Below are 12,596 nucleotides of genomic sequence, written 5' to 3' on the forward strand. Positions count from 1 at the left end.
TCACGAGTCGTCCTCCCGCGGAACGCTGCCGTGGCGCTGGTGCTGGCTCCCGTGGTTGTCTCCGGCGACGTAGTTCACGGCATCCCCGTGGAACTGGGGCGCGTTGTACTGGGCTCCGCTTCCGGTGTGCAGCGGCCCGTACGCGGTACCGATGACCGTCCCTGCACCGCCGACGACGTCCCCCACCCCGCCGGAGTTGTGCGTGAACCGGTCACGCCCTTGGACGACATTGCCTTGGTGCACGTCTCTGACCGTGCTGTTCACCTGATCCCCATGCGAGCGGGAATCCCATTGAGCCTGCGCCGCATTTCCCGTCACTTTGGCGACCTCCTCAGCAACGCGTGCCAGATCCGCGTCCGCGTTGCGGTGACTGAACCTCAGGTACTGGCAGTGGGCGAGGGGCTCCAACGGCTGAGGCAAGCTCGCAGGAGACAAGGGCCGCACGTCACCGACCAGTACGGGGATGACCCGCACCTGGTAGGCGAGGGCTTCGAGAATCTCTTGGCGGACCCAGTCGTGCGGGTCGTCGAGTTTGCGTCCGCCTCGTTCGGCTGTGGCGTCCAGCCAGCGGGAGCCGATGACGGCGAGCAGCACTTCGCTGCGCCGTACCGCGTTGAGCAGGCGTTCGCGGTAGTCGTCTCCAGGCTGGATGGACTTGCTGGCTCTGAAGACCGCGTTGCTGCCGAACCGTTTGGAGAGATGCTGGTCGAGCAGGGTGGCTGTGGCTTCTTCGTCATTGTTGCGGTAGTTGACGAAGACAAGTGGCATGAAGGGCTCCTCCCAGCGCCGGACACCCAAACCCCCCGGCCTCGGGTTGTCCGGGTCTTTTGTCTCTGCGAGGGGCAGTTGGAACAGGAGCCATTTTTCCGAAGACTTCTCTCAAAGGGGTCGGAAACCAGAAAGTTTCCCTTTGCCTCACCCAACAGACAACAGGAAACGTCCCAAAAATCCCCTTTTCCGGCTTTTCTTCCCAGCGAGAAGACAATGGTTTCCCTTTTCACTCCGAGCTGAGTGGATGGGAGTTGCACGATCCCCTCTCGACGGGATCAGGGAGCACAGACCACCCTGCGACCTGCACACATCGCCGTTTCTCATGCTTCGTGCCGCTACCCGGAGCGTTTTCCGGATTCTCTTTGCACTCTTGACACGGCACACCACAAAGGCGAATAAAAACTCAAGGTGTTCAGATTTCCTTGTCTGCGGCGCTCGACCTTCCGCTTGCTGTTAGCACCAAGAGGAAACGACACTTCGAACCGGAATACTGATTACGTTTTTAGTAATGGTGTCACCGGTCCCGTCCTTACTCCCGCTTCTTCTGCCGGACAGTGCCGAGCCTCCCTTTCCAGGGCAGCATCCAGGCGCAGACCGCTCCACGGCATGCTTCTATTCCAGAGGTTCAACCGGTGCGCAGCCACCGCTAGTGGACGGCCTCGGTCCTCTCGGGCTGTCCTTCGCTGCCCTGCTGGGCCGCCCGCTGTCCCCTTCATCTCCGGGAGTACGCCCCCGTGGGCTGCTACCAGCCCAGCAGCGGCGTGCACAACCAGGTCTCCCGACCCGGCACTGTGCTTCCCCGGCACCCGTTCAACCCCAGCCTCCGGCGGGATCTCTCCCCGCGGCGCAACCGTTCGACGAACCACCGGAACGGAAGCAGACGAGGCCAGGCAGTGCCCTGACGAGTTCCCGGACCGAGCGCACCCAGCCCCGTCCTTACCCCTCCCACCAGGAGAAATCGACCTTTCAATGACCTTGCGCATGTCTTCTCCCGGCTTTTTCGGGCAGTCGTACGGTGCAGCTCGCGCAGTCCTCAACCGCACGGAGGGTAGGAATGGCGACGAAGACGCTGATTCCCGGCTACACGTACGGCACCGAACAGGTCGCCAAGTCACCGATCGGGCTGGAAGACCTGAACAAGCTCAAAACCACGGTGATGTTCACCAGCGCCGATGAGGAAGCGCTGCGGATGGCCGGGGACGTTCTTGAAGACCAGGTCGAGGACGTGCTCGACGTGTGGTACGGGTTCGTGGCCGACCATCCCCACCTGCTGGCCTACTTCTCCACTCCCGACGGGCACCCGATCCAGGAGTACCTGGACCGGGTGCGGGAACGGTTCGGCCAGTGGATCCTCGACACCTGCCGCCGCCCCTACAACCAGGAGTGGCTCGACTACCAGCAGGAGATCGCGCTGCGCCACACGCCGGAGAAGAAGAACGTCACCGACAACGCGAACTCGGTGGACAACATCCCGCTGCGCTACGTCATCGCGTTCATCTATCCGGTGACAGCAACGCTGCGGCCTTTCCTCGCGAAGAAGGGGCACAGCGCCGACCAGGTGGAAGCCATGTACCAGGCCTGGTTCAAGTCGGTCACCATGCAGATCGCGCTGTGGTCCCAGCCGTACACGCGCGACGGCTACTGGTGATCCTGCGTCCGGGTCTCGCGCACCGGTCATGGTCTGCGCGAGACCCGGATCGGCTTCCCCAAGCCGAGGGCTGCCCGACAAGCAGGGAAGGCTTGTCGGCGTGCCGTGCTTCGGCGGCCGGGAAAGACGCAGCGGGCCGATAGTCCGTGCTCTCCATGCCCTTAAAGGCTGGGCCATGCCCCGGTGAGGAAGCAGACGGCGAGTGCTGCTGGCCGTCGCATTGCCGTGGGCGGCTCTTTCCAGGCACATGCCTCGGGGCCTGCACTCCGGAGCGGGCCCCGAGGCGATTCGGTGATTCTCATGGGCTTGCTGCTGAGCTGGCGGGTGCCGCCAGGCTCAGAAAAGCTCCAATTGTCCCGGGGTGAGTGGCACCACAGCTCTGACGTAGCCGAGGCTTTCCGGGGAGACCTCGTAGAGCAGGTCGACTTGGTACGCCCACTCGTCGAGAGCCGAATCGAGTGCTGCGGGAAGTGCGCGGAGTTTAGCGAGTTCGAAAGTGAGCGCGGAGTCGTCGCCGATTTCTGCCGCCGAGCGGGCCGCAGTCCAGATCTCCGCGAGGCTGCTGCACAGGGCCCGGATGTAGTCGGCGGTACGGGAGATCTGGTCGAGGAGCTCCGCCGCGTGCTCTTCCTCTGCCTCCTCTTCATCGACCGCGGGGTCGTCCAGGTCGTCTTCGGCTGTGAGCGGGTCTTGTCCTTCTTCCTGCCACCGCGGGATTTCTCCGCTAGGGGTGTAGCCGATTTTTCCGGGGATTGCCCAAAAGTCGGTGCCCCGGTCGTCGAGCAGCACGTCTTTGGCGACCCGGGACAGGGCCGCATAGACCCGCAGCGGAGCTTCGTCGAGGCAGTGAACGGTGGTGGCGAGGCCGCCGATGCACCGTTTGAGTCTGGGGTAGTGGAAGTCGTCCAGGTCGTCGCTGATCTGCGTCGAATACTCGCTGATCTGCTGGGAGATCTCGGTGAGCCGCTGGTCGAGAGCGGCGAATTCGATGTTCAGCCGCTTCTTCAGGTCTTTGAACTCTTCGAGTGCTTCCCTGTCCCGCAACACGGAATTCGCTCCCTGCGCCCGCTGATCTCCGAAACAGCCACGGGAAACAGTAGCAACTGTCTCGGCACTGCCCGGACCAACAATTCTTGACCCCTGTCCGAACGTTTTCCTTTTGCAAACACTTGCGCACTGTTTTTCTTTTTGCTGTCCCGTTGCGCTTCCCCGGGCTTCCCCACATTGTCCGAGGTCACAACGGGCTTCCGGCCTGGTTCACCAAGGTTTGAGGCGGTGGGCGCCTCCTCTGTGCACTGCGGACTCATCCACCATCACCGCGGGTGCACGAGTTCGTTTAGCCGCATCCGTGTTCCACCACCGTGGACTCTCTGAAAACAGGAAGAGGAGGAGAAACTCCGAGACCGGATCCGTGAACCGCCCGAAAGTGTTCGGTTCCCACAGGGCTGCTGTTTCCCACGTGGATAGTGCTGCTGAAGGCTAGCGTTCCTTCCGCTCCAGCTCCATCCGCCCGCCGGGCAAGGACGGCTCCTTGCTGCCCTGATTTTTCTAAGCTGGCGTGGTGTTCCCGTCCCTGCGAGGTGTGGTGTGTCTGCTGCCCTGCGAGGTGGTGCTGCATGAGTCCTGCCGCTGCCGCGGCTTTTGCACCCGGTTCTCTCGTGGCAGGACGCGGACGGGAATGGGTGGTGCTGCCCTCTACCGAGGAGGACTTTGTGCTGGTCCGTCCCCTCAACGGGGACGAGGCTTTCACCACGCTGCTGTACCGAGACGAGGTGACGCCCGCAGAGTTTCCCGCCCCGTCCACGGAACTGTCCCAGATCGGGGACCATGTTTCCGCGTCTCTGCTGCGCACCGCGATGCGGGTGGGGTGCACGTCCCCCGCGCTTCCGCTCCGGTGTTTAGGGTCGATCCGCGTGCAGCCGCGCCGCTACCAGTTCGTGCCGCTGCTGTTGGCGTTGCGCATGGAGACGGTTCGGCTGCTCATCGCGGACGATGTCGGGACCGGGAAAACGGTTGAGGCCGCGCTGATCGCTAAAGAACTAGTGGAGCGGGGGGAGGCACGGCGTATGGCGGTGGTGTGTCCCCCGGCGCTGGCCGAACAGTGGCAGGCAGAGTTGCGGGACAAGTTCGGTATCGAAGCCGAACTGGTTCTCCCCTCGACTGTGCGCTGCCTGGAACGTCCGCTGCGCGTCGACCAATCGGTGTTCAAGACGTACCCGTACACGATCGTCTCCACCGACTTCATCACCTCTGAGCAGCGCCGCGCCCAGTTCCTCACCCACTGCCCTGACCTGGTGATCGTGGACGAGGCGCACACGTGGGTGAATGCTTCGCCCACGAGGCTGCGCCAGCAGCGTCAGGAACTGCTACGGAACGTGGCCGCACAGCAGGACCGCCATCTGATCCTGGTTACCGCCACCCCGCACAGCGGGAGGGAGAACGCGTTCCACGACCTGCTGGGCATGCTCACCCCAGAACTCGCCGAGGCGGATTGTCGAAGCCGGCGAGGGCGGGCACTCCTGGCCCGTCATTGTGTGCGGCGTCACCGCCGCGACATCCAGCGGTTCCTCGACCAGGAGACAGTTTTCCCGCAAGGACGCGAGTTCCGGGACGAAAAGTACGAGTGGAGCCCGGCCTACGCTGAGTTCAACGCCGAAGTGCTGGCGTATGCGCGGGAAGCGGCTGCTGACCCCAGCGGCACCAAGCTGCAGCAGCGGGTGCGCTGGTGGTCGGCGTTGGCGCTGCTCCGGTCGGTGGTTTCGTCCCCGGCGGCCGCAGCCGCAGCGCTCCGCACCCGGTCGACAACATTCTCGGCGGCGCGCAGTGCGGCTGACGTCGACGCGCTCGCCCGCGAGTCGGTGTATGACGCAGACAGTGCCGCCACAGAGGGCGGGGACGCGGTCCCCGGCGCGGCAGTCGACCCCGACACCTTGCCGGAGAGCACCCGGAGACGCCTGCGCGCGCTAGCGGAACGGGCCGAGAAACTCCAGGGCGTGGAGCACGACGCTAAGCTGCGGGCGCTGATCGCCACGGTCAAAGGTCTGCTCGCCGACGGCTGCGACCCGGTCGTGTTCTGCCGGTACATTCCCACCGCCCACTATGTCGCTGAAGAGTTGCGGCAGGCGTTGCCGAAGAACTGCGCAGTGGAGGCGGTCACCAGTGAGCTTCCCCCACGCGAGCGGGAGGACCGTGTCGCACACCTCGCGGCAACGGACCGCCGACGCGTGCTGGTGGCCACGGACTGCCTGTCCGAGGGTGTCAACCTGCACGAGCTTTTCCCCGCGGTCGTCCACTACGACATGGCGTGGAATCCGGTCCGGCACGAGCAGCGGGAAGGCCGGGTAGACCGGTTCGGGCAGCGGGCGAAACGGGTGCGCGTCGTCACGCTTTACGGGGCTGACAACGGTATCGACGGCCCTGTGCGGGACGTGCTGCTCCGGAAGCACCGCACAATCACGGCGCAGGCGGGGGGTGCGGTCCCGGTGCCGACGTCCAGCGAATCGGTGCTGCAGGCGCTCGCGGAAAGCCTCCTGCTGTGCGGTCCACACCCCCAGCTCGGCCGCACCCCCGGTCTTGCTGAGGCCAGCGCTGTGCTGCACCGCGAAAGGGAACTGGTGTCGGAGCCTGCACCGCACCAGGGCGCAACGTTCGCGCCCTCCACCGGGGACGTCCCGGATGTGGTGGAACATCTGGAGCGTCTCATCCCCGCCATCGACGACGAACTGGGCCGTCCCCGCGATATCGCTTCCTTTGTGGCACGCGTGTTCACGAGGCTGGGAGTGCCAGTCCACGCCGATGCCGGGAAGCTCACCGTGCCCCCTCAGTCGCTGCCGCCGGGGGTGCGCGCTGCCCTGGGGGTCGCTGACACCGCCCACCAGGATCTGGTGTTCCGGCGTGACCTGCCTGCCGGGCCGCACGAGCACGTGCTGGTGCGCACTGATCCAGCGGTGCGCGCGTTAGCCCGCTACGTGGTGGAGACCGCGTTCGAACCGGATCCGGGAACGCGTCCTGTCGTGCAACGCTGCGGGGTGACGTGGACCGGCCGCGTAACTGTCCGCACCGTGCTGCTGCTGGTGCGCTACCGGTTTCTGCTCACCCTGCCTGGGGTGGACGGGCCGCGCACTGTGGTGGTGGAGGAAGCTCGTATTCGCGGCTACCGGGCGGGGGCCCACGGACGCGAGTGGCTTACCGACGCTGAGACTGCGGCACTCGTAGACACTCCCCCTGACGCTGATCTGCCACCGGAACTAGTGCAGTGCCACGCTCGGCGCGCCGTTGCGGAGCTTGACGAAATCCGCGGCGACCTCGCCGAGTGGGGGGTGGTGCGCGCCGAACAGCTCCGCCACGCCCACTACGGCATCCGCGCGTCTGCTGGGTCCCGTGGCCAAGGACTGGCACTCGTCCCCCATGGCCGTGCCGACGTGGTTGGCGTGTACGTCTACCTTCCGCTGGGGGACGCCCCGTGACCGCCGTGTCTTCTCCACCTGCATCGTCGACGGTTTTTGCCGCCCCGCGCGGCTACTCGTCGGTGCGCGTAGCGGGCTCGCTGCTCACCGCTGCCCTCATAGGCCGGATCGGTTCCGGCGACCCGCAGTTGCCAGGGCTTCGCTCCGAAGACTACGGCCTTGCCCCGGGGCGGCGGCTAGGCGAGTTTGCGAGCCGCCACTGGGAGGAGCTGCTCGGCGTCTACCGGGAGTTCCAGCAACAACTCACCCAGGCCAGCTCTGGCGAGTCGCGGGCAGCGCTCACTCGGGAACGCTGGCTGCTGCCGCTGTTCGATGCGCTCGGTTTCGGTCGGCTCCACCCCCAGCGCGAAGGGTTGACGGTGGCCGGGCGCACGTTTCCGGTCAGCCATCTGGGGCGCAATGTGCCTATCCACCTTGTGGCGTGGGGGCGCGACCTCGACCGGCGGTCCAACGGGGAACGTGCCCCCCAGTCGATGCTCCAGGACTTCTTGAACTCGAGCGACGAGCATGTGTGGGGGATGCTCAGCAACGGGCAGAAGCTCCGCCTGCTGCGTGACGCCGCATCACTCTCAGAGGCCGCGTTCATCGAGTTCGACTTGGAGTCGATGTTCGACGGCGCCCTGTACGCCGACTTTGTGCTGCTGTTCGCGCTCGCCCATTCTTCCCGGTTTGAGGCACGGACCTCCGACAAGCCGGGGAACAGTGCGGAGCAGCCGAGCGTGGCGAACTGTTGGATTGAACGCTGGCGGGTTGAGGGCGACCGTGCGGGAATCCGGTTCCGCGCGAAGCTCCGCGACGGGTTGAAAGCGGCGCTGGAGGAACTGGGCACGGGGTTTCTGGAAGGCAACGCGGAGCTGAGGGAGAAGCTGCGCCGCGGGGACGTGTCCCGCCGGGAATTCCGTGACGAGCTGCTCCGGCTGGCCTACCAGTTGCTGTTCTTGTTTGTGGCCGAAGACAAGGGTGCGCTGCTCGCCCCGGATGCGGACCAGGCTGCCCAGGACCGGTACCGCACCTATTTTTCTACGCAGCGGCTGCGCCGTATCGCTGTGCAGCGGGTAGGCGACCGCCACGACGACCTGTGGCGGACACTGCTGATCGTGCTCAACGCGCTCGGCTCGGATGAGGGCTGCCCGGAGCTGGCGCTCCCTGCCTTAGGAGGCTTGTTTGTCCCGGCCAACGCGGTGGAAGGGGACGGCTCGCACCCGGGGCTGTTGCGGGGCCGGGACGTCACTTTGTCCAACCGGCGTCTGCTGGCCGCGGTGCGTCACCTCACCCGGGTCGAAGACGAGGGCGGGTGCTGGCAGCAGGTCGACTACCAGCATCTTGACGCCGAAGAGTTGGGTTTGGTGTACGAGTCGCTGCTGAACTTGGTGCCCTACACCGACCCTGCTGTCCGGGTTTTCGAGTTGCGGAGCGCTGCCGGGAACGACCGGAAGACGACCGGCTCCTATTACACACCGTCTTCTCTGGTGGAGACGCTGTTGGACAGCACACTCGACCCGGTTATCGAGGAGCACGCCAAGCGTGGGGTCCCAGACGACCTGTTGAAGATCACGGTGTGCGATCCGGCGTGCGGCTCCGGGCATTTCCTGGTTGCTGCGGCCCGTCGTATCGCCCGCACCTACGCGGTCTTGGAAGCCGGGGACGAGGAGCCTACTCCGGACGCTATTAGCCGGGCGATGCCGAAGGTGGTGCGCCACTGCATCTACGGGGTGGACCTCAACCCGCTGGCTGTGGAGCTGACCAAAGTGTCGCTGTGGCTTGCGTCTGTGGAGCCGGAGAAGCCGCTGGCGTTCCTCGACGACCACATCAAAGTGGGCAACGCACTGTTCGGAGCCACGCCGAGACTGCTCGAGGCCGGGATCCCGGACGGGGCTTTCACAGCGTTGAAAGGTGACGACCGGAAGGTCGCGGCGGGGCTGCGAGCCCGGAACCGGCGGGAGGTGCGGGCCCTCCACCGGGAGAGGGGAAGAGAGGTTCGCGGGCAAGCCCAGGAGGTGCGGGTTTTTGACGCGCCCCTAGACAAGCAGCGGTGCAAGCGTGCCGCTGACGCGTGGTGTGCCGCGTTTGTGTGGCCGCAACGTCCCGGCGCTCCCGACGGGGTGACGACGGCCACTCTTCTCCGCATCAGCCAGGGGCAGGCTCTGCCGCCAGACCAGCAGGAGATGATCGACCGGCTGGCCCGGAAGTACCGGTTCTTCCATTGGCATGTGGAGTTTCCCGAGGTTTTTCGCGGGTGCGACGGGGATCCAGCGGAGGACTTCAACCCGGTGACCGGTTGGCGGGGCGGGTTCACGTGTGTGCTCGGCAATCCGCCGTGGGAGCGGGTGAAGCTCCAAGAGAGGGAGTTTTTCGAATCCCGGCATTCAGAAGTCGCTGGAGCGGCGAACAAAGCTCAACGCAAGGCGCTGATCAGCGAGTTGGCGGGGAGCGAAGAAGGCGCGCACTTGCTGCGCGAGTTCCAGGAGGCTAAGCACACGTCGGAAGGGCTCAGCCTCTTCCTGCGTGAGTCAGGGAAGTATCCGCTGAACGGGCGCGGCGACGTCAACACGTATTCCGTGTTCACCGAGCAGGGGAAGGACCTGCTGCATCCTCACGGCAGGCTCGGTGTCATTGTTCCGACGGGCATCATCACTGACGCCACGACTCAGCATTTCTTCAAAGATGTCGTGGGACGCCAGGTGCTGGCCTCTGTGTTCGATTTCGAGAACCGGAGAAGGCTGTTTCCTGACGTTGACAGCCGCCTCAAGTTCTCTTTGGTGACGTTGACCGGCCACGCGGACACTGTCGAGCACGCAAGGTTCGCTTTCTTCCTGCACAGCGCTGCTGAACTGAACGAGCCGGACAAAGTGTTCACGTTGAGCACGAAGGAGATCCTGAAACTCAACCCGAACACCGGGACCTGCCCCGTGTTCCGTTCCCGCCGTGACGCGGAGATCACACTGCAGATCTACGACAGGGCTCCTGTCCTCGTCACCCACGGCGAAGAAGCGGAGAATCCGTGGGGTGTGTCGTTCACGAGAATGTTCGACATGTCGAACGACGCCCAGCTTTTCCGAAGCTATGCGGAGCTCGCTTCTGACGGCTGGCGGCTGGAAGGCAACATTTTCGTCCGCGGGGAGGAGCAGATGCTCCCCTTGTACGAGGCGAAAATGCTGCACCACTACGACCACAGGTGGGCGACGTACGGAAAAACCGGCAGATCGGCCCGGGACATCCCGCTGGAGGAGAAGAACAACCCCCACGGGTTCGCTCTTCCCCGGTACTGGGTTCCCCGGCAGGAAGTCGAGAAGCGGGTAGGGCGGGAGAACGGCTGGCTGATCGGCTTCCGAAAGATCTCCAACGTGACCAACGAGCGGACGCTGGTTTCTTTCGCTTTTCCGCTGCGTGCCCTGGCAGATTCAGGAAACATCCTCCTCACCGACAAGGAAGAGAAGTCTTCGCTCTACGCGAACATCACTTCATTTATTCTCGACTACACGCTGCGCCAGAAGCTCGGGGGAACAAACCTCAACTTCTTCCAGTTTGAACAGCTCCCCGTCATCAGTCCGGAGGATTTCAGCAGGAAAGCAGCGTGGGATTTCGGGTTCACCGTGCATGAATGGTTGACCCCCCGTGTCCTGGAGCTCAGCTACACCACCTGGGACATGGAGTTGTTCGCGCGTGACCTCGGGGACTTCGGAGCGCCTTTCGTTTGGGACGAGGAACGCAGGTTTCTCCTCCGCTGCGAGATCGACGCCGCTTTCTTCCACCTGTACGGGATCGCGCGCGACGACGTTTCCTACATCATGGAAATGTTCCCTCTTGTGAAGCGGAAGGACCTCAAGCAGCACGGTTTTTACCGCACGAAGGACACGATCCTCGAGGTTTACGACGCGATGGCGAAGGCCATCGAGGCCGATGATCCTTATCAGACGGTTCTCGACCCGCCGCCGGGCAAAGGATCCCGCCACTGCACGTGATCCGGCAGCCTCTCTCCTGGCTGTCGCAGTGGAATCGTTGTGGGAGCGCCGCAGCATGGCAGGGATCGCGGGGAACGGATTGCCGCGGCGCTCTCGGAGTTATCTGAGGGTTAGCCCCACTCGCATCCCACACCGTCGCCGTCGCGGTCCAAGTGGCGGCCATAGCCCGGCTGGCCTTCATAGATCGGTGTAGCTCCAGCGGCCCGTGCAGCGGCGCAGTTCTCGTAGTATTCGGCGGCTGGTGCGGGCTGCGGCGCAGGCGGAGCAGGTTCCCGGTTGGTGGAGCCTGACCCTGAAGAGACCGTTTCCTGGACTGTCTCCGTGGCGGTTACGGTGACTTCTACCTCCACGGTCTCGGTGGCCTCCACCTCGACGGTTTCGGTTGCGGTAACGGTGACGGTAGGCGTGGGTTCCGCCCGGGGCTCCCCCTCGTCTTCCTTCGATGGGAAGCAGCTAGCGACGATGACTAAGAAGACTAATCCTGCAGCGGCACATCCAACCTTTTCATTCACCGAAGAACCCCTGTCTTGCAAAGTCATATTTCAAAGAATTCCTTGAAACTCGCCCAACACAAATGGACCTCTCTATCCTGGAATATTTCTATTCCTTAGAAAGAGTGGATACCAGTCCAAGGAAACCGAAGAGAACTTTAGACAGGGGAGGTAACGATCTCAGTTCTTTTCCGCCGAGATCAAGAAAAGATCCTCATCCCCATCCCTCATCCTGACTATCAGTGATAATGAACATCGGTAACGCAGAGCTATAAGCCTTCTCTCTTGTCTTCTGAAAAACAGGGCATCGCGCTAACCTGAGAGGGATCCCTTTCAGGCAACTGTTTTGCCTTGATGCTGATGACCAGCCGGGGAAGATCGGAAATTGCTTGTTCTGCAGCAGTCCGGAGAACGACTAGTGGCGCCCAACGAGACAGCTCGCGGAAATTCCCGCTTCACCCGAACTTCCCGTTGAAAACTTCATAGCATCTGCAGTTCTTACTCAAAACCCCGCCTCTGCGAGGAAACTACGCAAAGATACTGCTCTGCTGCGCAGCTCTAGGGCTTTGGCCTCCAACCGGCGCAGGGGCTCGGCGTCGCGGACCAGCCACCCACCGGTCTGCTCGCCAACCGGTCCCGACCCGTAGTCGTGGACGAGGGCGATAGTTCGGTCGAAGAGCAGGAAATCGAAGTAGTCGTTGCTGGGGAGCGGGGTATCTCGCGTAACCTGGACCACTTCGATGGTCTCCCCCATGTCGGCGCGGATCTGGTAGGCCAGGAGCTCGTAGCGGAGATAGTCGGTCCACGGCTCTCGCACTACCCGGATACGCGCGAAGTCGATTCCCCGCGAGCGCACATCTTCGTACAGCGCGCGATCGGCTTCGGCTTCTTCGCGCAAGAGCCGCACAGTTTGCTCGTATTCGCCCCGCTCGTAGGCGTGTTGGGAGGCGCTGTTGACGTTTTCCCGGTAGGACTGCCAGCACTCGACCCTGAGGAATCTCTTCTCTAGCCGAGTCCATGCTTGAGAGAACGCTGCGGCGAAAGCGTCGAGGTCGAGTCGTTCTCCGTGGTCCACTGCCCAACCGGGTGGGTGCACCTATTCCTCCGGGATATCGTTCCGTGCCGCTAGTAGGGTGTTACGCGGTATGCGGACAATACGCTCATTTGACGCACACCTGGCGTCAGGCAGCGGTATTTCGCCGAGCTCCTCGGTCACATCCACACCGATAACCGCAAAGCTCCCGTCGTCAAGCTCCAA

Annotated in this window: 7 protein-coding genes; 3 read left to right on the plus strand and 4 right to left on the minus strand. The window is 63.7% G+C overall.

Features of this window, described 5'->3' with window-relative positions:
• Positions 1-768 carry a toll/interleukin-1 receptor domain-containing protein gene (locus CW348_RS05940; protein WP_104612538.1) on the minus strand — a complete coding sequence of 256 codons (768 nt, stop codon included), beginning with the start codon at positions 766-768 and terminating at the stop codon, positions 1-3.
• Between the two features lie 1,057 nt (positions 769-1,825).
• On the opposite strand from CW348_RS05940, the gene CW348_RS05945 reads away from it, so the two are divergent.
• Entirely contained in the window at positions 1,826-2,419 is a 594-nt protein-coding gene (locus tag CW348_RS05945) for a protoglobin domain-containing protein (RefSeq protein ID WP_011291174.1), read from the plus strand.
• 336 nt (positions 2,420-2,755) lie between these two features.
• Here CW348_RS05945 and CW348_RS05950 read toward each other — a convergent pair whose 3' ends face one another.
• Complete coding sequence (locus CW348_RS05950; RefSeq protein ID WP_011291173.1) at positions 2,756-3,466, minus strand: hypothetical protein; 711 nt, start codon at positions 3,464-3,466, stop codon at positions 2,756-2,758.
• Positions 3,467-4,035: 569 nt separating this feature from the next.
• Here CW348_RS05950 and CW348_RS05955 point away from each other — a divergent pair.
• Together CW348_RS05955 and CW348_RS05960 are read left to right on the plus strand one after the other, a co-directional pair.
• Positions 4,036-6,885: a helicase-related protein gene (locus CW348_RS05955; protein WP_104612537.1), complete on the plus strand. Its 2,850-nt coding sequence runs from the start codon at positions 4,036-4,038 to the stop codon at positions 6,883-6,885.
• Between the two features lie 5 nt (positions 6,886-6,890).
• On the plus strand, positions 6,891-10,847 hold the full coding sequence (locus tag CW348_RS05960; protein ID WP_258076831.1) for an Eco57I restriction-modification methylase domain-containing protein: 3,957 nt from the start codon (positions 6,891-6,893) through the stop codon (positions 10,845-10,847).
• Between the two features lie 110 nt (positions 10,848-10,957).
• Here CW348_RS05960 and CW348_RS05965 read toward each other — a convergent pair whose 3' ends face one another.
• Both CW348_RS05965 and CW348_RS05970 read right to left on the minus strand, forming a co-directional pair.
• Positions 10,958-11,359, minus strand: coding sequence for an excalibur calcium-binding domain-containing protein (locus tag CW348_RS05965; RefSeq protein WP_227481002.1), 402 nt, complete (start codon positions 11,357-11,359; stop codon positions 10,958-10,960).
• A 481-nt stretch (positions 11,360-11,840) separates the two neighbouring features.
• On the minus strand, positions 11,841-12,434 hold the full coding sequence (locus CW348_RS05970; RefSeq protein ID WP_011291169.1) for a DUF6879 family protein: 594 nt from the start codon (positions 12,432-12,434) through the stop codon (positions 11,841-11,843).
• Positions 12,435-12,596: the final 162 nt, after the last annotated feature.

This window comes from Thermobifida sp., assembly GCF_017577275.1.
GTDB lineage: Bacteria > Actinomycetota > Actinomycetes > Streptosporangiales > Streptosporangiaceae > Thermobifida > Thermobifida fusca.